General features: G+C 71.4%; 23 protein-coding genes. 13 read left to right on the forward strand and 10 right to left on the reverse strand.

The annotated features are described in order from the left end of the window. Positions 1-25 precede the first annotated feature (25 nt). The gene (locus ACWGR4_RS17560) at positions 26-556 is read right to left on the reverse strand and encodes a ferritin-like domain-containing protein (RefSeq protein WP_380002470.1); all 531 of its coding nucleotides are present in this window, start codon (positions 554-556) and stop codon (positions 26-28) included. 394 nt (positions 557-950) lie between these two features. Here ACWGR4_RS17560 and ACWGR4_RS17565 point away from each other — a divergent pair, with 394 nt between their 5' ends. The 3 genes from ACWGR4_RS17565 (at position 951) to ACWGR4_RS17575 (ending at position 2,132) form a co-directional block, all read left to right on the forward strand. Beyond that, positions 951-1,628: an endonuclease gene (locus ACWGR4_RS17565; RefSeq protein WP_452131530.1), complete on the forward strand. Its 678-nt coding sequence runs from the start codon at positions 951-953 to the stop codon at positions 1,626-1,628. A gap of 118 nt (positions 1,629-1,746) precedes the next feature. Further along, positions 1,747-1,956 carry a hypothetical protein gene (locus tag ACWGR4_RS17570; protein WP_452131531.1) on the forward strand — a complete coding sequence of 70 codons (210 nt, stop codon included), beginning with the start codon at positions 1,747-1,749 and terminating at the stop codon, positions 1,954-1,956. A 50-nt stretch (positions 1,957-2,006) separates the two neighbouring features. Further along, a complete protein-coding gene (locus tag ACWGR4_RS17575; RefSeq protein ID WP_380002473.1) occupies positions 2,007-2,132 on the forward strand; it encodes a hypothetical protein in 126 nt (41 codons plus the stop codon). Positions 2,133-2,141: 9 nt separating this feature from the next. On the opposite strand, the gene ACWGR4_RS17580 is transcribed toward ACWGR4_RS17575, so the two are convergent. After that, the gene (locus ACWGR4_RS17580; protein WP_380002474.1) at positions 2,142-2,738 is read right to left on the reverse strand and encodes a helix-turn-helix domain-containing protein; all 597 of its coding nucleotides are present in this window, start codon (positions 2,736-2,738) and stop codon (positions 2,142-2,144) included. 91 nt (positions 2,739-2,829) lie between these two features. Between ACWGR4_RS17580 and ACWGR4_RS17585 the strand changes: the two genes are divergently transcribed. After that, positions 2,830-3,561, forward strand: coding sequence for an SAM-dependent methyltransferase (locus ACWGR4_RS17585; protein ID WP_452131532.1), 732 nt, complete (start codon positions 2,830-2,832; stop codon positions 3,559-3,561). Between the two features lie 63 nt (positions 3,562-3,624). Next, positions 3,625-4,110: a DinB family protein gene (locus ACWGR4_RS17590; protein ID WP_380002476.1), complete on the forward strand. Its 486-nt coding sequence runs from the start codon at positions 3,625-3,627 to the stop codon at positions 4,108-4,110. 22 nt (positions 4,111-4,132) lie between these two features. On the opposite strand, the gene ACWGR4_RS17595 is transcribed toward ACWGR4_RS17590, so the two are convergent. Continuing rightward, entirely contained in the window at positions 4,133-4,885 is a 753-nt protein-coding gene (locus tag ACWGR4_RS17595) for a TetR/AcrR family transcriptional regulator (protein ID WP_452131533.1), read from the reverse strand. Between the two features lie 51 nt (positions 4,886-4,936). On the opposite strand from ACWGR4_RS17595, the gene ACWGR4_RS17600 reads away from it, so the two are divergent. Both ACWGR4_RS17600 and ACWGR4_RS17605 read left to right on the forward strand, forming a co-directional pair. Continuing rightward, the gene (locus ACWGR4_RS17600) at positions 4,937-5,080 is read left to right on the forward strand and encodes a hypothetical protein (RefSeq protein WP_452131534.1); all 144 of its coding nucleotides are present in this window, start codon (positions 4,937-4,939) and stop codon (positions 5,078-5,080) included. Positions 5,081-5,251: 171 nt separating this feature from the next. Beyond that, positions 5,252-5,710 carry a hypothetical protein gene (locus ACWGR4_RS17605; RefSeq protein WP_380002478.1) on the forward strand — a complete coding sequence of 153 codons (459 nt, stop codon included), beginning with the start codon at positions 5,252-5,254 and terminating at the stop codon, positions 5,708-5,710. A 60-nt stretch (positions 5,711-5,770) separates the two neighbouring features. On the opposite strand, the gene ACWGR4_RS17610 is transcribed toward ACWGR4_RS17605, so the two are convergent. After that, the gene (locus ACWGR4_RS17610) at positions 5,771-6,742 is read right to left on the reverse strand and encodes an alpha/beta hydrolase family protein (protein WP_380002479.1); all 972 of its coding nucleotides are present in this window, start codon (positions 6,740-6,742) and stop codon (positions 5,771-5,773) included. A gap of 62 nt (positions 6,743-6,804) precedes the next feature. Then, a complete protein-coding gene (locus tag ACWGR4_RS17615) occupies positions 6,805-7,347 on the reverse strand; it encodes a CGNR zinc finger domain-containing protein (RefSeq protein WP_452133704.1) in 543 nt (180 codons plus the stop codon). Positions 7,348-7,487: 140 nt separating this feature from the next. Between ACWGR4_RS17615 and ACWGR4_RS17620 the strand changes: the two genes are divergently transcribed. After that, the gene (locus ACWGR4_RS17620) at positions 7,488-9,110 is read left to right on the forward strand and encodes an FAD-dependent monooxygenase (protein ID WP_452133703.1); all 1,623 of its coding nucleotides are present in this window, start codon (positions 7,488-7,490) and stop codon (positions 9,108-9,110) included. A gap of 13 nt (positions 9,111-9,123) precedes the next feature. On the opposite strand, the gene ACWGR4_RS17625 is transcribed toward ACWGR4_RS17620, so the two are convergent. Both ACWGR4_RS17625 and ACWGR4_RS17630 read right to left on the reverse strand, forming a co-directional pair. Beyond that, positions 9,124-10,797 (reverse strand): PucR family transcriptional regulator, encoded by a 1,674-nt coding sequence (locus ACWGR4_RS17625; protein WP_380002482.1) that lies wholly within the window; start codon positions 10,795-10,797, stop codon positions 9,124-9,126. A gap of 189 nt (positions 10,798-10,986) precedes the next feature. Then, the gene (locus tag ACWGR4_RS17630; protein ID WP_380002483.1) at positions 10,987-11,811 is read right to left on the reverse strand and encodes a dienelactone hydrolase family protein; all 825 of its coding nucleotides are present in this window, start codon (positions 11,809-11,811) and stop codon (positions 10,987-10,989) included. Between the two features lie 81 nt (positions 11,812-11,892). Here ACWGR4_RS17630 and ACWGR4_RS17635 point away from each other — a divergent pair, with 81 nt between their 5' ends. Further along, on the forward strand, positions 11,893-12,513 hold the full coding sequence (locus ACWGR4_RS17635) for a TetR/AcrR family transcriptional regulator (RefSeq protein WP_452133702.1): 621 nt from the start codon (positions 11,893-11,895) through the stop codon (positions 12,511-12,513). Positions 12,514-12,631: 118 nt separating this feature from the next. On the opposite strand, the gene ACWGR4_RS17640 is transcribed toward ACWGR4_RS17635, so the two are convergent. Then, positions 12,632-13,867, reverse strand: a complete 1,236-nt coding sequence (locus tag ACWGR4_RS17640) for an NAD(P)/FAD-dependent oxidoreductase (protein ID WP_380002485.1) — start codon at positions 13,865-13,867, stop codon at positions 12,632-12,634. A gap of 204 nt (positions 13,868-14,071) precedes the next feature. Here ACWGR4_RS17640 and ACWGR4_RS17645 point away from each other — a divergent pair, with 204 nt between their 5' ends. Next, entirely contained in the window at positions 14,072-14,935 is an 864-nt protein-coding gene (locus tag ACWGR4_RS17645; RefSeq protein WP_452133701.1) for an endo alpha-1,4 polygalactosaminidase, read from the forward strand. Positions 14,936-15,078: 143 nt separating this feature from the next. Beyond that, a complete protein-coding gene (locus ACWGR4_RS17650; RefSeq protein ID WP_452133700.1) occupies positions 15,079-15,399 on the forward strand; it encodes a DUF6087 family protein in 321 nt (106 codons plus the stop codon). 60 nt (positions 15,400-15,459) lie between these two features. Here the strand turns inward: ACWGR4_RS17650 and ACWGR4_RS17655 are convergent, their stop codons facing one another. Then, entirely contained in the window at positions 15,460-16,386 is a 927-nt protein-coding gene (locus ACWGR4_RS17655; RefSeq protein ID WP_452133699.1) for an SMP-30/gluconolactonase/LRE family protein, read from the reverse strand. 173 nt (positions 16,387-16,559) lie between these two features. On the opposite strand from ACWGR4_RS17655, the gene ACWGR4_RS17660 reads away from it, so the two are divergent. Further along, positions 16,560-17,036 (forward strand): Lrp/AsnC family transcriptional regulator, encoded by a 477-nt coding sequence (locus ACWGR4_RS17660; RefSeq protein ID WP_452133698.1) that lies wholly within the window; start codon positions 16,560-16,562, stop codon positions 17,034-17,036. Positions 17,037-17,085: 49 nt separating this feature from the next. On the opposite strand, the gene ACWGR4_RS17665 is transcribed toward ACWGR4_RS17660, so the two are convergent. Continuing rightward, complete coding sequence (locus ACWGR4_RS17665; RefSeq protein WP_452134211.1) at positions 17,086-17,757, reverse strand: rhomboid-like protein; 672 nt, start codon at positions 17,755-17,757, stop codon at positions 17,086-17,088. Positions 17,758-18,091: 334 nt separating this feature from the next. Here ACWGR4_RS17665 and ACWGR4_RS17670 point away from each other — a divergent pair, with 334 nt between their 5' ends. Next, positions 18,092-18,565 (forward strand): indole-3-glycerol phosphate synthase, encoded by a 474-nt coding sequence (locus ACWGR4_RS17670; RefSeq protein ID WP_380002491.1) that lies wholly within the window; start codon positions 18,092-18,094, stop codon positions 18,563-18,565. Positions 18,566-18,658: the final 93 nt, after the last annotated feature.

Raw genomic sequence — 18,658 nt, forward strand, 5'->3', positions numbered from 1 at the left:
GGTCCCGCGCGTTCCCGACGTACGCTCAGGAACTCTTCTCCAGGAACCCCAGCATGTCGTCGGCGTGCTCCTCCTCGACCGAAAGAATGTCCTCGATCACCCGCCGCGTGGTCGGATCCCCGTCGCCGAGCCAGCCGATGATCTCCGTGTACGCCTGGATCGCGATGCGCTCGGCGACCAGGTTCTCCCGAATCATCTCGGTCAGATCCGACGACGTCTCGTACTGCGAATGAGCGCGCCCGGCGGCCGTGGACGGGTCGAAGTCCGGTACTCCACCGAGCTGGGTGATCCGCGCGGCGAGCTTGTCCGCATGCTCCTGCTCCTCGTTCGAGTGGACCAGGAACTCCTCCGCGACCGTCTCCCCGTGCACACCCTTCGCCGCGAAGTGGTGTTGGCGATAGCGCAGCACGCACACGATCTCGGTGGCCAGGGCGGTATTGAGCACCTCCACCACCCGCTCCAGGTCCGCCCCGTACGCGGCGGTCACCGGGCCCTTGTCCATCTGCTGCCGAGCCTTGGCCCGCAGGGTCTCCACGTCACTCAGGAATTCCGACATCGTTCCTCATCTCGCTCGCTCGATTCCACGCCGTTACCCCGGGCTCTTCCGCGCAATCGCACGAAATCCGCGCCCGGATCCGTGGGGGCGACCCCCGGACATCGAACGGTGCCCGTCCGGCTGCCCCGGTTCGGCCGATCAATGCACGGGTCGCCGGCACATCCGACCGACAGACCATTGGAAAGGATGAACTCCACTACCAGCAACGCCCGTTGGTCCAACACGCCACTTCGCACCCCATCCCCGCGCCACTTCCGATGGCGCCCTCACCCATGCGGCCGACCGCACCGGGCGGCAGCACTCGCCGCCCCCGCCGCACAAGGTTGTGATCGGACCATCCGGGTACCCGCCCCCGCCAGGAGAGACCGACCGCATCCTCGCTCGGAGGGCACCCGTGACCGACAAGCCGCAGTCCCGTGCGCGACACCGTGCCACCGTCCGGACCCTGCTCGCCGAAGCCGGCACGACCTACGCCGAGGAAGCCGACGTGCGGCTCGCGGACAAGCCCGCGCCGCTGTGGCGACTGCTGGTCCTGAGCAATCTCGGCGCCACCCGGATCAAGGCCGCGATCGCCGTCGCCGCCGCCCGCGAACTCTTCGCGGCCGGCGGCGGCACACCCACCGGTCTGGCCGAACTCACCTGGCAACAACGCGTCGACGCGCTCGGCCGCGCCCACTACGTCCGCTACGACGAGGGCACCGCGACCCGGCTGGGCGACTGCGCCGACCTGATCCACCGCCGCTACGCCGGGGACCTGCGCCGGCTCGCCCGCGACGCCGACGAACGGCCCGAACGCGTCCGGGAACTGCTCTGCGAATTCCCCGGCATCGGGCCGACCGGCGCGGGGATGTTCTGCCGGGAGGCGCAGGCCGTCTGGCCGTTCCTGCGCCCGACCCTGGACGATCGGGCCCTGCACGGCGCCGCCCGGCTCGACCTGCCCACCACCGCGCAGACCCTCGCCGCCCTGGTGGCCGCCGACGACCTGGCCCGACTCGCCGCCGCACTGGTCCGCGTCGACCTGGACAAGCACCTGGCCGACCGCATCACCACCGCGACTCCACCACTCGAGTGAACACGCGCACCCACGCGCTCACCCACACGGACGTGTCATCGACCACGACCCGGGTAGCCGCCCGACAGGAATACACACAGGAAGTCACGCCGGAACCGCAGGAAGCGAGACGACAACCATGGGCACCCGCCACGAATCCCGCGCCGGAACCAAGGCCCGCATCGTGACCCCGACCCCCGACGCCGTCAAGGACCGCGCGGCCGATCACGGCGCCACCTCCGGGCGTCGCGCCAAGCGAGGCGCACCCGCGCTCGGCGCGGCGGCGGCCGGAGTCGCCCTCCTGCTCTGGAAGCGCACCAGGACCAGGTCCCGGCGACCCGGCAAGTAGCCCGAGCCCGCACGCAACCGTCGTACGCAGGCACACCGAAGGAGGCCGGAATGTCGACGGAATCGGTGCTGCGCCTGCGCATCGCGGCGATCGTGCTGATCGCCGTCGTCATCCTGCTGGTCGTGCTGACCACCCGATGGCTGGCCAGACGCCGCCACGGCCACCGCAGGCACTGATGCTCCGACCTACGTCCGCGCCCGAGGCGCGCCCCGGCCGCCGTGTACGTGCGCCCGCGTGCCCTGCAGGTCGAACAGGACCAGAAGCTCCACCGCCCCGCCGTCCGCGCTGCCCAGCCAATGCGGCAGCGAGGTGTCGAACTCGACGGCGTTGTCCGCCTGCACCGTGACGTCCCGCTCGCCGACCACCAGGCGCAACGTGCCGCCGAGCACGTACAGCCACTCGAACCCCTCGTGGGTCTGCAACGTCGGTTCGAGCGGTTCCGGCCGCGCCGGAATGATCATCTTGAACGCCTGTGTACCACCCGGCCGTCGGGACAGCGGCACGAACGTCATCCCGAACCGCCGGATCGGCTTCAGGTGGATACGCGGATCGCCGGCGCGCGGGGCACCCACCAGATCGTCCAGCGGGACGTCGTAGGCATCCGACAGGAGCAGCAGCAGTTCGAGGGTTGCCCGGCGCCGACCGCTCTCCAGCCGGGACAGGGTGCTTTCGGACACCCCGGTGGTCGCGGAGAGATCGGCGAGGGTGATGCCACGCGCCTGCCGCAGCGTCCGCAGCCGCGGTCCGACCGCGTCGAGCACGTCTTCCAGTGCAGAGTCCATGGGACCAGCTTGCCGAAACGGCAAGGAAACGCGCCACCCGGTGGTACGTCGGCCGAGACTGGCCGCACCGACACCGAGGGGAAGGAACCCCATGGAGCACTCCGACGCCGCACCGCACCGGAACGACGCGACACCACACCCCACCGAAGTGACACCACACTCCACCAACGCGGCACCGCATCCCACCGACGCGCACCCCTCCGGGGACGACGCCGCCCGCTACTGGGACTCGGTCTACGCCGGGCGTCCCGCGCCCACCGACCCTCGGCCGAACGCCCGCCTCGTCGAGACGGTCACGGCACTGCCCCCGGGCGACGCGCTGGACCTCGGATGTGGTGGCGGCGGCGACGCGCTGTGGCTCGCGGACCGCGGCTGGCGGGTCACCGCCCTCGACGTCTCGGCCGTGGCCACCTCCCGGCTCGCCCGGTTGGCCCGCGCCCGGGGCCTGGGCAATCGCATCACCGCCACGCCGCAGGACATCCGCGCCGCGCTGCCCGACCTGCGCTTCGACCTGGTCAACGCGCACTACTTCCACACCCCGTACGCACAGGACCGCACCGCCGTCCTGCGCTCCGCCGCCGACCTGCTGCGCCCGGGCGGACGACTGCTGGTCGTCGACCACGGTTCGACGGCGCCGTGGTCGTGGAACCAGGACCCGGACGTGCGGTATCCGACGCCCCGGGAGGTCGTGGCGCCGCTGCGCCTGTCCCCCACGCAGTGGCGGGTCGAACGCGCGGACATGCCGCACCGGATCGCAGTCGGCCCCGACGGCCGCACCGCCGAGGTGATCGACCACGTCCTGCTCGTCCGCCGCACCGCGTGACACCGCTCCCGCCGAACCAAGCCCTCCGCACCACGAGCCCCCACCACGCACCAGGAGAACCCCGTGCCCACCCGCCGCCGTGACACCCCGCCGCCCCGCACCGCGAACACCGAAGTCGACGTCCTGCGCGGATTCCTCGACTACCTGCGCACCTCGATCGCCGCGAAGGTCGACGGAGCCCCGGAACCCGCGGTGCGCACCGCGGCGGTGCCCTCGGGTACGAACCTGCTCGGCCTGCTCACCCATCTGACCGCCGTCGAGGGCGCGATGTTCCTCGGCGAGAAGGTCACCGACTGGCAGGCGACGTTCCGACCCGCCGCCGAGGACGGCGTGACCGACGTCGTCGCCCGCTACCGGGAGACCGTCGACCGCGCGAACACGATCCTCGACACCTGCACCGACCTCGGCGCCCCGCTCCCCCGGCCGGGCCGTCCCGGCTCGGCGCCGAGCGTGCGCTGGGCGCTCACCCACATGATCGAGGAAACCGGTCGCCACGCCGGCCACGCGGACATCCTCCGCGAACTCGTCGACGGCACCACCGGTCGCTGAACCCGCCGCCGGCCGGGCCCGGCTACGAGGCCGTCGGGGCCACCGGTCCGGGACCGTCCGGGACGAGGTTGTCGATGATCAAGCCGAGGGCGAAGTCGAACCGGTCGTGCCCCTCCCCCGAGGTCAGTTCGGCCGCATGCCGCCTGATCTGCGGAAACCGGTCGGCCGGTAGTGCCTCGAACCGGCCGACCAATTCGTCCCGACTGAGCACCCACGCGTAGTCCGGGTGCTTCTGCCGCTGCCCGAGCAGCGAGCGCTCCAGCGCGTAGGCGCAGACATAGAGGGAGAGGCTGTCGATCGCCCACGCGGCCGTCCGCGGTGCGACGCCCCCCGCGAGCAGGATCGCGAGCAGCCCCTCGTTCACCCGCAACGTCTCCAGGTTGGTCGGGACCATGGCGAGCGCGGCGCGCGAGATGCCCGGATACATCAGGAACTGGTCGCGCAGCTGCCCGCACACGTCGTGGGTCTGGGCCCGCCAGGTCGCCGGGTCGGGCTCCGGCAGCACGATCCGGGAGCACAGGCGGCCGATGATCAGGTCGTCGATGTCGTCCTTGTTGACGATGTGCGCGTACAGCGAGGACGGTCCGGTGCCGAGCACGTGGGTGATCCTGCGCACGGTGAGCGAGTCGTATCCCTCCGTGGCGACCACGTGCAACGCGGCGTCGGTGATGCGTTCGAGGGTGATCGGCTCCCGGCGCGGGGGCGTCGCCGCGGGGTCGGCGGGCTGCGGTGCGTGGCGGGCGGCGCGGCCCCGCCTCGGCTGGTCGGAGGGCATGGGCACATCCTAGCTTGACGAGAACTAAGTTCGTTGCATAGAACTTAGTTCATGACCACTGAACTAAGTTCATTGGCACCCCCGCCGGCCCACCTCCCGCCGCTGCGCCGGGCCTGGTTGGTCCTGGCCGCCGCTCTACTGAGCGCCTTCCCGGGGATCGGGGGCCGATTTTCGGCCATGACGCCCGCCGCATGACGGAAAGTCATCGCTGATCAACCAGATGTAACGCACATCACGTCCGCGGTCACCGCTCGACGTCACTCGGTGGCTCACGGTTGTGCGAGTATGTGTCATGTGAGATGTGAAATGTCACACCTCATCAGCGATGAACGTCCGTTCCGGGCGTCACAAAACGGAGGTATCCCCATGAAGAAGGTCATCATCACCGCGGCGGCCATAGGCGTGGCCGGTCTGAGCGTCCTCGCCACGGCGCCGGTCGCGTCCGCCGACGACACGCAGCCGACCACGCCGACGTCGGTCACCTGCGGCACCTACGGCCTGCAGTCGGGCCTGTCGACCAAGGTGTGCGCCGAGGTCACCGGTGAGAATGTCCAGCTCTTCGGCCAGGTCGGGCTCGCCGGTCCCCCGTCCCCGGGCGGCCCGTACCCCCAGCCGCTCCCGGTGACGCTGCGCCTGACCGGCAACGTGTCCGGCGTGTCCCTCGGCGCGGTCAGCCGCAATGACGTCTTCAACTTCACCACGATCAAGGTCTACGGCGTCGGCGGCGCGATCAAGTGCGGCTCGACCATCCACGGCAGCTTCGAGGTGGAGTCCTACCAGTGGCCCGCCCGCCCGGTGACCCTCGACCTGCCCGTGCCCTGCTGACCCCACATCACGCAACGGCGGCCCCCGGGAAGCGAGTTCCCGGGGGCCGCCGTCACACGCCTACTTGGATTCGACGCGACCCATGGGCTTCGGGGCGGACGCCAGCGCGTCGCACGCCGATTGCCAGGCCGATTGCCATGCGGGGTCGTCGGGGTGGAGTCGGGCGCGCAGGTAGGCCCCGGTGAGGTGTTGGACCGCGGTCACCCGCTCGGGGTTCTCGTCCGTGGTTTCGGCGACGTCGTAGCCGGAGATCCCGCCGAGTCCGTGCTCGGCGTCGAACAGGGTGAGCAGGGACTTGGGGCCCGGGGCGAGGAAGTACGGGTCGGTGTGCCATTCCGGACCGGCGACCGTCAGATGGGCGGAGGCGTCCTTGTCGCCGGCGACCACGAGGGTGGGCGTGGTCATCCGGGAGAAGTCCGGGGTCGCGAGGAAGGGGAAGTGCGCGGCCATGGGAGCCGTGAGGGCGTCGCCGCCTCGGCCGGGCGCGGCGAGCAGTACGCCCGCCTTGATCCGCGGGTCGGCCAGGTGCACCTCGCTCCCGTCGTCCGGGTCGGCGAGCCGGGCGCCCAGCAGCAGGCTCGCGGTGTGGCCGCCCATGGAGTGTCCGGCGACGGCGACCCGGCTCGGGTCCAAGCGCCCGGGGAGATGTGGCACGGCGGCCTCGATCACGTCGAGCGCGTCGAGGACGCGGGTCATGTCCTCGACGCGCGATCGCCAGTACATCGGCGCCCCGGGGGTGTCGGGGGCGAGCTTCAGCGTCGTCGAACTCAGGTGGGTGGGCTGGACGACCACGAAGCCGTGGCTCGCCCAGAAGTCCACGAGGGGCGCGTAACCGTCCAGCGAGGAGAGGTGGTTCGAGTGCCCCTGCCCGTGCGAGAGCAGGAGGATCGGCAACTCGCTCCCGGTCACGGGCGCGGTGACGCGCACCTGGAGGTCCACGGCGCGACCGGGCGCGGGGATCACCACCGGCCGGACGGACAGAACGGGGGTGGGCGGGCCGAGGAGGTCGCCGATTCGGGTCGATGTACTCATGGGTAAATCCCCTGAAGAGAAGCGGAGCGTCGTTCCGCTTAATATACGGAACGCGGTTCCGGTTAGTCAATCGCCCGTCGACCCCGGTGCGCGGCCACCCGAACCCGGGTGGCGCAGCGGGGGGTGCAGTAGCGCTGCGGGGTTCGGCGACCGGTGTCGATGAAGAAGTGGTCGCAGTCGGGCGCGGCGCACCGCCCCCAGGCGCAGCGGCCGCGCTCGCCGAGCCACAGACCGAGGGCCAGGGCACAGGTGGCCAGGAGCCAGTGGGCGGGGCCGGCGTCCCGGGGCGCCTTCGCGTGCATCGACCAGGGGCGTCCGGGGAGGCGGACCAGGTAGGGCTGCGCGGGATGTTCGTCGAGGAGGGCGTTGATCGCCTCGGCCGCCCGGTCCTCGTCGTCGGTCTCCAGGATGCGAATCAACCGGGCGGCGGCCTCGCGCAGTCGCCGGGCGTCGTCCTCGGTGAGCGCGAACGACGGGCCGCCGTGGTGCGCCAGGAGGGCATGGAGGGCCGGCGCGCCGACGCCGGGGTCGTCCTGGACGGCGTTCGCCAGGTCGGCGATGAAGTAGAGGCCGCGGGGGTTGTCCGCGCCGAGGTCCTCGGGCATGCGCTTCGTCCTCTCCGACCGGCTCCGTCGCGGGCTTCTTCCCGTGCGACCATACGATGGTAACGTCTAAATAATCCGCCGAGCGTTACGATCTCGATGATCGTCCACTTCACCGCTCGCGATCCGCCCCCGGGAGAGCCATGCACGCACCACCACCGACGACTTCCGTGCTCATCGTGGGCGGCGGGCCGATCGGCCTGACCTTGTCGATCCTGCTGTCCCGGTACGGCGTGGACCACCTGCTGGTCGAAGCCCGTCCGGGTCCCTCCCGCCACCCCAAGGCCCGTGGCGTCGCGGCCCGTTCGATGGAGATCCTGCGGCGCTGCGGCCTCGAGGACGCGGTGCGCGACGCGGGTCTCCCGGCCTCGCAGGTCTTCTTCTACCGGGGCCGAGACCTGGTCGACCCGGACTTCGTCCGCACCGGCGTCGCCCACGACACGTGCGCCGGGGACGAACACACCCCCTCACCCGGGGTGATCTGCTCCCAGGACGCGCTGGAACCGGTGCTGCTGCGCCGGGCGCGCGAATCGGCACCCGACCGCGTTCGCTTCGGCATGCGCCTGCTGTCCTTCACCGAGGCGAAAGCCGAGGCAGGAGCCGAACGCACACCCGACATCGAGGCCGGCGCCGGCCTCGATGTCGTGCTCGAAGACCGCGACACCGGCCGTCGGCATACCGTGCGCACGGCATGGCTCGTCGGTTGCGACGGGGCCGCCGGTACGGTCCGGCCCCGCGCAGGCATCGCCATGGAGGGTCCCACCGGCCTCGGCCACTACCTCAGCGTCCGCTTCGAGGCGCCGCTCGGCGCCGTCGTGGCCGACCGGGCCAGTGCCGCCTACTTCCTGACCCCGCCCGCACTCGGCGGCTTCATGGCTGTGGACAACGACCGCAACTGGATCTACCAGTACCCCTTCGACCCCGAGCACCCGCGCGCGGGCGAAGACCTCGACGACCCGCACCGGCTCGCGGCCCTCGTCCGCACCGCCGCCGGCATCCCCGACCTCGACGTGACCGTCCGCGACACCATGTGCTGGCGGATGGACGCCCGGTTGGCGGCCGGCTACCGCAGCGGGCGGGTGCTGCTGGCCGGCGACGCGGCCCACGTGGTCCCGCCCACCGGCGGACACGGGATGAACACCGGGATCGGCGACGCGGACAACCTCGCCTGGAAACTCGCCGCCGTCGTGGCCGGCCGCGCCGACCCGGCCCTGCTGGACAGCTACGACGCGGAGCGCCGCCCGGTCGCCCGCCACGTCATCGAGGTATCCGACGGCAACGCCCGCTCCCGGACCGGCTATCGCATCGACGACGAACTCCTCCTCACCGCCGCCTACCGCTCCACCGCCGTCGCCCCCGACCCCGACATCCCGGCCCCACCGCCCCTGGATGTCACCGGCTACCACCCGAGCGGCGCCCCCGGACACCGTGCCCCGCACATCCGCCTCGCCGGCCCGCCCCAAGTCGCCTCCACCCTCGACCTCATCGGCCCGGACTTCACCCTGATCACCGCCGCCGACACCCCCGCCTGGCACCGACAGGCCGACGCCGCCGTGGCGGCCGGGATCCCCGTCACCGTCCACCCGCTCGACGGCCTGCGGCTGCGCGAGGAGCACCCGGGCTCCTTCCGGCGGTTGTACGCCCTGCCCGCGAGCGGCGCCGCCCTGATCCGCCCCGACGGCCACATCGCCTGGCGCGCCGCCGCCCCACCCGCGGGCCCCGAGCTCCGCGAGGTGCTGCGGCGCATCCTCACCGGAGCCCGATGACCCCACCGACTCGTTACCGCGCCCCCGTGGAGCGCGCCGCGTCGGCGCCAACCGATCCACCCGACCGGGGCCCCATCAAGCGCAGTTGCAGCGTCATCGCGAACCGCGCCGCCGGGTCCTGGAGGTCGACCCGGCCCACCTTGGCCATGCGACGCATGCGATAGCGGAACGTGTTCGGGTGCACGAACATGCTCGCCGACGCGGAGGCCACGTCGCCGAAGGCGTCCAGCCACGCCCGCAGCGTCTCGACCAGGTTCGACTGGTGCTTGGCGTCGTAGGCGACCAATCGGGCCAGCGGGCCCACCAGCTCGTCACCGTTGACGGCGGCGAGGTCGCGCATCTCCAGGAGCAGTGCGTCGATGTGCACGTCGGCTATCGAGGCGACCCGCAGCTTCACCTCACCGCTCGACAACACCCGCAGCGCACGGTCGGCGTTTCGACGCGAGCGGCGCAGCGCGGTGGGCTCCTCCGCGATCGATCCGACGCCGATCAGCGCCTTGACCCGATCGCCGGTGCGCTCCAGGAAGTTGTCGGCGATCTGTACGGCCCGCTCGCGCGCGGCGCTCGGATCGCCCGGCGCGGGCAGCACGGCGTAGGCGACGTCGCCCAGGAGCGCGACGGCCGAGCGCGGTTGCACGGCGTGGAGGTGTACCGCGAAGGCCGAGGTCAGTCGTTGCCGTTCGGCGGTGAGTCGGGTGTCGTCCTCGGGCCCGTCCGGGACCACGCCCAGCGCGAGCACCACCGTCGGCTCGTGCACAAGACCCAGGCGGGCCAGTGCGTCGGTCGCGCCGGCGCCGCCCTCCAGGACCGTGGTGACCAGGTCGGCGCGCAGCCGGTGCTCGGCGTCGGTGCCGGCCCGGTGGCGCAGCAGGTGCAGGGCCACGAGCTGGGCGGCGTCCCGGAACGCGGCGGTGCGCTCCGGGCTGAGCGGTTCGCGGACCGCGGCCCACACCGAGCCGAGGATCTCGTCGCCCGCCCGGACCACGACCGCCGTGCGCCAGAGCGCGGGCTCGTCCGGGTCGTCGACCGCCGGGGCGATGAGCAGCGGCTCACCGGTGCGGTACAGCTCCTTGAACACGCCCCGGCTCTCGAAGACGCGCAGGTACTTCTCCGGGACGCGGCGGGCGAGGATGGTCTCCACACGTGACGGGTCGGCCTCGTCCTGTCGGCCGGAGAAGGCGAGGATGTGCGAGCGGCGGTCCTCGATGGTGATGGGGGCGTCCAGCAGCGTGGCCACGGCGTTGGCCAGCGCGAACAGGTCTCCCGAGGGCACGCCGCCCAGGGTCTGCCCGCCGGCGTCGCCGAAGTCGCCTTCGGTGAGCAGCGTGCGGAGCATGGCCGCGAGCTGGGCCCAGGACGCGCCCCGGGTCAGCGCCAGCACGGCGATGCCCGTCTCGGCGGCGACGCGCGCGACCTCCTCGTCGGGCTCGACGGGTCCGCGCACGATCAGGGCGGTGACGCCGTGCACGCCGAGCGTGCCCAGGAGCCGGGCGATCTCGACGGGTCCGTGCACGGCCGGTCCCAGCACCACGGCGTGCCGGGGGTAGGCCGGTTCGTCGTACGGGTCGTGAATGACCACCCCGCCGATCTCCTCCACGGTGTCCGCGTCGCCGTGGACAAGATCGAGGAAGGTGCGGCCGAAATCCTCGACCACGCGGGCAAGGCTTCGGCGGTGGTGGTTCGTCACGTGGGTGTCACCTCGGTGCGGCAAAACGATACGGTCCCCCGATGTCGTACCCGACGATCACTGTCGAAGGGAAGATCACCGGGAGATCGAACCACCCGGCTCACCCGGCCGGAACCGGGACAAACCGTCGGCGCATGGTTGCCTGTCGCGGCGGCTACGAGCGCGGCTTCCGCATCGACGCGGGTGCCGTCAGGCCGTGGCGTGATCGGGAAGCAGGCGAGCGCGGAGGAATGCGAGGACTTCGTCGCGGGCTCGCACGGTGGGATGGCCTTCCTCGTCGACGAGGTGCGCGGTGACCACGCTGTGCGGGGTCCGGACCACGTCGCGGAAGAACGGCGGAGGTTCGGGGTTGGCGTAGTCGCCGGGGAGGACGCGGCCGTCGAAGCGGTCGCCGAGGAGTTGTGCGTAGGCGGCGAAGCGTTGGCCGGTACACCACTTGTCGTTGTCGAAGCGCAGGCCGAGTGCGGTGAGTTCGTCACGCTCGAACCGCTCGCGGATGGCGGCCGCGTCCTCGGGCGACAGTTCCAGGGCGGCCGGATCGTCCAGTGGCAGTGAGGGTTGGCCGAGGACCGGGGCGATGACGGCCGGTTCCAGTGTCATGCTCAGCGCGAAGTTGCCGGTGAAGCACATCCCCACCGCGCCGACGCCCGGTCCGCCGCACTCGCTGTGCGCGGTCCTGGCCAGCGCGCGCAGCCACACCGCCACCGGGCTCGTGCCGCCGCCCGCGAACGCCCTGAACTCCTTGCTGACACAAGCCCGTTGCACGATCGGCTCGGCGAGTTCGACGGTGGGATACGCCCCGTCGACGCCGAAGAGCGACGGCAGGTAGACGGTGAATCCCGCATCGCGTACCCACCCGGCGAAGCGCACCACATCGGGGCTGATACCCGGCATCTCGGGCATCACGACCACCGCGGGCCCGTTCCCGGCCACATGGACGGTCTTCTCGCTCCCGGACAGCGAGAGCACGCGTTTCGCGAAGCCGTCCAGCCCGGCGCCGCCGTCGACACCCATGATGCACTCCCCCAATATGCGATCGATCGGTCGTAATTATCGGCCACGCTACACGACCGATCGATCGCATACAATCGGCGCATGGCCCCGGACACCCGTGACTCCGCCGCGAATTCCCTCGCGCCGCGCGCCGACGGCCGCCGCGCCCGCGGCGACCGAACCCGGCACGAAGTCGCCCGACAGGCCGCCATGTCCGCGACCGTGCACGGGCTGGACGCCATCACCGTCGGCGCGCTCGCCGCCCGGACCGGGCACAGCAAGAGCGGGATCCTCACGGTGTTCGCCAACCGGGAAGCCATCCAGATCGCCGCCGTCGCCGAGGCCCGCGCCCTGTACCTGCGGCACGTCGTCGAGCCCTCGTGGCCCGCCGCCCCGGGGCGGCCCCGACTCCGGGCCCTGCTCGACAACTGGGTCGCCTACGCGCGCGACGGCGTCTTCCCCGGCGGGTGCTTCATCACCGCTACCTCGGTCGAATACGGCCGCCGCGAAGGCCCCGTCGCCGACGCCGTCCGCGACCTCGCCCGCGAGTGGCTGCACCTGCTCGAATCGGAACTGTCCGCCGCCGGCAGCCACTTCCCCGCCGACGACGCCTTCCGCATCGACGCCTACCTGCGCGCCGCCAACACCCGCCACCAACTCTTCGGCGACGACACCGAGTTGGACCGCGCCAAACGCCTGTCCCTGGACGTGCTCGGCGCCTGACACCGACACTCGAAGGCATCGTCGCCAAGCCGGTACCGTTCGGCGCGTTCGTTCACGCCGCACCGGGGATCGAGGGCCCGGTGCCGTTGGCCGCCTGCCATTGGCCACCGCCGCGCGGCTACACCCGGTCGAGCGGGATACCCGGGTCGGCCAGCCTTTCCGGATCCACGGCGCGGCCGGAGCGCACGAGTTGCCCGATGGGTTCGGTGACGTCCCAGACGTTGACGTTCATCCCGGCCAGCACGCGACCCTGGGCCAGCCAGAAGGCGATGAACTCCCCGCCGGCCGGGTCGCCTCGAAACAGCACCCGGTCGTACTCCCCCGGTTCGGCGTAGCCGGTGTACTCCATGCCGAGTTCGTATTGGTCGGTGAAGAAGTAGGGGATCCGGTCGTACGACACGTCCCGACCGAGCATCGAACGCGCGGCGGCGGGCGCCTGGTTGAGCGCGTTGGCCCAGTGCTCGACGCGGATGCCCCGGCCCAGGACGGGATGCAGCGCGTTGGCGACGTCGCCGGCCGCGTACACGTCGGCGGCCGAGGTGCGCAGCGCGGCGTCGGTACGGATCCCGTTGTCCACGGTGAGCCCGGCGGCTTCGGCGAGTGCGGTGTTCGGGGTGACGCCGATCCCGACGACGACCACGTCCGCGGCCACCTCCGTACCGTCGCCGAGCCGGACCCCGGTGACCTTGCCGCCGTCGCCGGTGATCTCCGCGACGTCGGCGCGCAACCGGAACTCGACGCCGTGCGCGGTGTGGAGGTCGAGGAAGATCCGGGCGACCTCGTCGCCGAGCACCCGCAGCAGCGGCAGCGGGGCCGCCTCGACCACGGTCACCGGGCACCCGTGCTCGCGCGCCGCGGCGGCGGTCTCCAGGCCGATCCAGCCGCCACCGATCACCACGACCCGACGACCGGCGCGGAAGTCCGCCAACAGCCGGTCGCTGTCGGCCAGGCGCCGCAGATAGCGCACGCCGTCCAGATCGGCGCCGGGCACGGGCAGTCGGCGCGGCGTGGCGCCGGTGGTCAACAACAGCTTGGCGTAGTCGATGCGCTCACCGTCGTCCAGCACGACGGCCGACGTCGCGAGGTCGATCGCGGTGACCGTACGCCCCAGGCGCAGTTCCACGTCGTGGTCGGCGTACCAGGTCTCCTCGTGTACGTAGGCATCGTCGCGGGGGTTCTTGCCGAGCAGGTAGCCCTTCGACAGCGGCGGACGTTCGTAGGGGTACTCCCCTTCGTCGCCGATCAGCACGATCCGGCCCACGTATCCCTCGGCACGCAGGGTCTCCGCCGCCTTGGCGCCGGCGAGGGACGCGCCGACGATCACGTACGGGGAGCCTGTCGAAGTCGTACTCATGGCCGACCCTTTCGTCACTCTGCACGGCAACCTCCCGGCAGCGTACCGATCACACACCGCTCATGACATGTCACGCCACGTGTCGAGTATGCAGGGAAGCCGGCGTGGCGCTCACGATTTCCTCACGGTGGGCGACGCACGATGGGCCCGTTCCGCGCACCCGCGTGCTCGCACCCCCTCGCCGATCCTCCCGGAGTCTCGACCATGCGCCCACCGGCCCGCCGTCGCCGCACCCTCCTCCTCGCGCTCGCCGGGGTGGTGGCGGCGACCCTGCTCACGGGGTGCGCGTCGGAGGGCATCGAGATCGCGCCGCATCCGCCGACGCCCGCATCGATCGCCCCGCCCGCTCCGGGCGTGGTGCGCCCCGAGCCACACGCCCGGTTCGACTACCAAATCGGCGGCGCCTACGCCCCACCGCCCGGCGTACGCGTGTTGTCCCGCGACCGCACCGCCCGCCCCGAACCGGGCCGGTACAACATCTGCTACATCAACGCCTTCCAGGTTCAACCCGACGCCCTCGACCGATGGCAGCGCGAACACCCGGACCTGCTGCTGCGCGACGGCGGCACCATCGTGATGGACACCGAGTGGAACGAGGCCCTGCTCGACATCTCCACCGACGCCAAACGCACCGCCCTCGCCGCGATCGTCGGCGACTGGATCGACGAGTGCGCCCGGTCGGGTTACCAGGCCGTCGAGCCGGACAACTTCGACTCCTACACCCGCTCCCACCGCCTCCTCACCCCGGCCGACGACATCGCCTTCGCCCGCCTCCTCGCCGCCCGGGCGCATGCCGCCCACCTGGCCGTCGCCCAGAAGAACGGCGCCGAACTGATCGACCGCAGCACCGATGTCGGCTTCGACTTCGCGGTGGCCGAGGAGTGCGGCCGGTACGACGAATGCGGCGCGTACGCCGCGGCCTACGCGAACCGCGTCTTCGTCGTCGAGTACGCCAAGCCCCACTTCACCGCGACCTGCCGGGTCTGGGGCGGGAAGTTGTCGGTGGTTCTGCGCGACCGGAACGTGACGCCGGCGGGCAACCGGGAGTATCGCTACGAAACCTGCTGAGCGCGGGGACCTGCCGAGCGTCGACACCTGCCGAGCACCGGCGGCTTCCCCCACCCGGATCAACCCTCGTCGATCCTTGCACCCGTGCCCGATCAAGCCGCTACGGTTCCGGTCAAAGCCTACCCATCCAGACCGGAGAGCACGTGAGCAACGACGAACCCCTGGAAAACTGGGCGGCCCGACGCGAGCAGCGGCTGCGTCCCGTCGGCGAACGCAAGGCCGTACACCTCACCGGCCCGCCCCGCGCACCCCACGTCGATCGTGAGGCACCGCGCGTCGTCCTGGAATGGGACGGCTACCAGTGGGTCACCCTGGCCGTCGCCGCGAACTACCTCGAAGCGGCACGGCTGTTGTATCCGTCGTCGCGGGAGGGAGCCGGCGAGGACGGTACGACGGCCGCCCACCGCACGCAACCGGGCCCGTACCTGGGCGAAGGCACCGGCCGCCACCGCAGGACGACGTAGCACGAGTGCGGCAACTCGGCTGAGCCATGGGCGAGTTCGGCCGCCTACCCTTCGCCTCCGTCATCGCCCGGGCAGTCGTGGCAGGCCCGTGACGGCGGTGACCAGCGAGTACAGGGCGTTGTTGGCGGCGATGAACATGCGGTTGCGCTTGGCGCCGCCGAAGGTGATGTTGGCGACGGGTTCGGGGGTGCGGATGCGGCCGATGAGGGTGCCGTCGGGCGCGTAGCAGTGCACCCCGTCGGCCATCGCCGCCACCCACAATCGACCGCCGTCGTCGAAGCGGATGTTGTCGAACCGCCCGTCGCCGGCCCGGCATTCGACGAACACCTCGCCCTCCGAGAGGGTCCCGTCCGCACGGACGTCGAACACGCGCACATGGTTGGCGCGGGTGTCGGAGACGTACAGCCGGCGCTCGTCGGCGGACAACACCAGGCCATTGGGCCCGGCGAACCCGTCGGCGACCAGCCGCACATCCGCGGTGACCGGGTCGATCCGGTACACGTTCGTCGCGCCGATCTCGCTCTCGCCGCGATGCCCCTCGTAGTCGGTGGTGATGCCGAAGTCGGGGTCGGAGAAGTAGATCGATCCATCCGAGTGCACGACCGCGTCATTGGGGCTGTTCAGCCGCTTGCCCTCGAAACGATCGGCCAACACGGTGACGGAGCCGTCGTGTTCGGTACGGGTGACCCGACGATTGCCCTGTTCGCAGGTGATCAGTCGACCCTGCGCGTCGAGGGTGTTGCCGTTGGGATGCCCGGCCGGCGAACGGAAGACGCCCACCACCCCATTGGTCTCGTCCCAGCGCATCATGCGGTCGTTGGGAATGTCGCTCCAGATCAGGTAGCGCCCGGCCGGGAAGTACAGCGGCCCCTCCGACCAACGACCCCCGTCGTACAGCGTCTCCAGTCGGTCGTCGCCGTAGATGCACCGCTCGGTGCGGAACCGTTCGTCGATCACGTCGTAGATCGGAGTTCGTGCGTCGGACATCGTCTCGCAGCTCCTCGTCATCACAGAACATCATCTCGTGCTTTGCAATGATTACAGAATATGATTCGACCACGTCAACACCGAGTCGAACGCACCACACCTCTTTCCGACGCCGCCGACCTCGCCCGCTACCATCGAGCCCCCGCGATCGACACCACCCCCACGGAGGACCCATGGACGACGTCGATCGGGGCCTGCTCGCGCTGCTCCAAGCCGACGCGACGCGCACCTACGCCGACCTCGGCCGGGAGATCGGCCTGTCGGCCGGCGCCACCCACGAGCGGGTCCGCAAGCTCCGCGCCGCCGGCGTCATCCGCCGCACCACCGTCGACGTCGACCCGGCCGCCGTGGGCCTCGACGTGCTCGCCTTCGTCACCGTCGACTCGGTCGCCTGGATCGGCGACTCCGCACCGGCCTTCGCCGCGATCACCGAGATCCAGGAGGCGCACGTCGTCGCCGGCACGGCCTCCGTCCTGCTCAAGGTCCGCACCACGTCGACCGGCGCCCTTCAGGACGTACTGCGCCGCATCCACGCCATCGCCGGAGTGAGCAGCACCCAGGCCACGATCGCCCTGGACACCTTCTTCGAACGCCCGCCCCCCACCGACGGCACGCCGGCACCGGTCGGGGCCGCGCCCGACGAACGTTGACCCGGTCCGGGCCACGCGCCCGTCGGATCGCACGCCGCCCCGCCTCGCCCTACGAACCGCCGGACGTCGCCCCGACCGCGTCGCCGGCCGACCGGGTCGCGCGCCGGCCGCGCCACCACGCATCCGGATCCCACCTCGGCCGCCCCCGTGCGAAGCGGTGGCAGCACAGTCCGATCAACGCCGCGCACAGATGCCCGGTCGCGGTGACGTCCCGCTGCGAGAGCAACGGCAGGCCCACGTACAGGGCCAGGCCCACCGCGTAGGCCCAGCGCCAACGGCCGGCGATGCCGTGGAACAGCAGCCCGGCGACCGCCATGTAGCCGTAGCTGGGCCCGACATCCACCTGCAGGCGCGCGCTCTCCGCCAGCGTGCCCTCGTGGATCCGGACCAGGACCAGCGCCTGGCTGATGCACGTGGCGCCCACGTGCCCGAGCGCGGCAACCGTGAGCATGCGCCGAGTGCCCACCCATCGTTCGGCGACCGCGCACAGGGCGGTGAGTATCACGACGAACCTGATCACGTGCCAGCCCTCGGCCCACACCGCGCTGGCAGGCATCACCCACAGCGGCCTGGTGTCGAGATTGTGCAGGTTCGTACTCTGCCGACGCAGAAAGGCCACCCGCTCGTCGGCGGTCAGCCGCACATACATGTCGAGCGTGGTGACGTGAATGATCAACAGCCAGAGGTACGTGGCCGGCGCCGATACGACCCAGGCGCGCATCGCGCCGACGGCACGCCGCGTCGAGTTGAGGGTTGGCGCGAGCAATGGTTCCCCCATCGGGAGGCGGACGTCCGTACCGATCCAACCGTGCGGATCCCCGACCGAACTCCCGGCCCGACGCGCACAAACGCATACGGCCGCACGACGCGAGGCCGCACGACGCATACGGACAACAGGGTATGCCGGCGACCCGCGCGCCACGGTCCGTCGCACCGGCCACCGGCGGGCGACGACCTCGGGGCGCCCGGCGGGAAACCGGCGTCGCGGCGGATCCGTGTCGCTATCGTTACTCACCGTCCGCGCCCGTTCGGGGTGCGCCACGGAAAGGCCCACGGTGTTCACGAGCGTCCTGATGGTCGAGCAGCCGCTGTCCGCGGCGGACGTCGACCTCGTCACCACTCTCCACGACGACACGATGTCCTTCGTCGTACTGCTGCAACCGCGCGGCGCCGAGGACCGTCTGCTGCGCGCCATCGACGACGTCGCCCTGGGCGAACTCCAGCAGGCGGTCCACGAATCCGACGAGCCCGAGGGCGAGGAGGCACTTCGGCCCGCGGCCCTCGCCCTGGAGCACTCGCTCCGCAGCCTGCGGAACGCGGGCAGCGAGGCCGTCGGACAACTGGTCGAGGGCCATCCGCTGGATCTGCTCCGGTCCGTGGTCGAGGAGACGCACGCCGACGAGGTGATCGTCCTGACCGCCCCGCACCTGGTCGAGGAGTTCTTCCACCGGGACTGGGCGAGCCGTGCCCGGCACAAGGTGGGTGTGCCGGTGCTGAAGCTGTACGCCCACAGCGACGACGAGGAGTGATGCGCGTCGCCGCCACGCGTGGCCCGGGTCGGCACGGGTCGGCGGCCGTCGGCGGGGAGCCGACGGCCGCCTGATCACACCGGGTCGAGGGGT

The organism is Embleya sp. NPDC055664, from assembly GCF_053618075.1.

What these genes read in the sequence shown, in the direction of transcription:
- ACWGR4_RS17560 (WP_380002470.1), bottom strand. Translation starts at nt 556, where the DNA reads ATGTCGGAATTCCTGAGTGACGTGGAGACCCTGCGGGCCAAGGCTCGG.
- ACWGR4_RS17570 (WP_452131531.1), top strand. Translation starts at nt 1,747, where the DNA reads ATGGGCACCCGCCACGAATCCCGCGCCGGAACCAAGGCCCGCATCGTG.
- ACWGR4_RS17575 (WP_380002473.1), top strand. Translation starts at nt 2,007, where the DNA reads ATGTCGACGGAATCGGTGCTGCGCCTGCGCATCGCGGCGATCGTGCTG.
- ACWGR4_RS17580 (WP_380002474.1), bottom strand. Translation starts at nt 2,738, where the DNA reads ATGGACTCTGCACTGGAAGACGTGCTCGACGCGGTCGGACCGCGGCTG.
- ACWGR4_RS17585 (WP_452131532.1), top strand. Translation starts at nt 2,830, where the DNA reads ATGGAGCACTCCGACGCCGCACCGCACCGGAACGACGCGACACCACAC.
- ACWGR4_RS17595 (WP_452131533.1), bottom strand. Translation starts at nt 4,885, where the DNA reads ATGCCCTCCGACCAGCCGAGGCGGGGCCGCGCCGCCCGCCACGCACCG.
- ACWGR4_RS17600 (WP_452131534.1), top strand. Translation starts at nt 4,937, where the DNA reads ATGACCACTGAACTAAGTTCATTGGCACCCCCGCCGGCCCACCTCCCG.
- ACWGR4_RS17605 (WP_380002478.1), top strand. Translation starts at nt 5,252, where the DNA reads ATGAAGAAGGTCATCATCACCGCGGCGGCCATAGGCGTGGCCGGTCTG.
- ACWGR4_RS17610 (WP_380002479.1), bottom strand. Translation starts at nt 6,742, where the DNA reads ATGAGTACATCGACCCGAATCGGCGACCTCCTCGGCCCGCCCACCCCC.
- ACWGR4_RS17615 (WP_452133704.1), bottom strand. Translation starts at nt 7,347, where the DNA reads ATGCCCGAGGACCTCGGCGCGGACAACCCCCGCGGCCTCTACTTCATC.
- ACWGR4_RS17620 (WP_452133703.1), top strand. Translation starts at nt 7,488, where the DNA reads ATGCACGCACCACCACCGACGACTTCCGTGCTCATCGTGGGCGGCGGG.
- ACWGR4_RS17630 (WP_380002483.1), bottom strand. Translation starts at nt 11,811, where the DNA reads ATGGGTGTCGACGGCGGCGCCGGGCTGGACGGCTTCGCGAAACGCGTG.
- ACWGR4_RS17635 (WP_452133702.1), top strand. Translation starts at nt 11,893, where the DNA reads ATGGCCCCGGACACCCGTGACTCCGCCGCGAATTCCCTCGCGCCGCGC.
- ACWGR4_RS17640 (WP_380002485.1), bottom strand. Translation starts at nt 13,867, where the DNA reads ATGAGTACGACTTCGACAGGCTCCCCGTACGTGATCGTCGGCGCGTCC.
- ACWGR4_RS17645 (WP_452133701.1), top strand. Translation starts at nt 14,072, where the DNA reads ATGCGCCCACCGGCCCGCCGTCGCCGCACCCTCCTCCTCGCGCTCGCC.
- ACWGR4_RS17655 (WP_452133699.1), bottom strand. Translation starts at nt 16,386, where the DNA reads ATGTCCGACGCACGAACTCCGATCTACGACGTGATCGACGAACGGTTC.
- ACWGR4_RS17660 (WP_452133698.1), top strand. Translation starts at nt 16,560, where the DNA reads ATGGACGACGTCGATCGGGGCCTGCTCGCGCTGCTCCAAGCCGACGCG.
- ACWGR4_RS17665 (WP_452134211.1), bottom strand. Translation starts at nt 17,757, where the DNA reads ATGCGCGCCTGGGTCGTATCGGCGCCGGCCACGTACCTCTGGCTGTTG.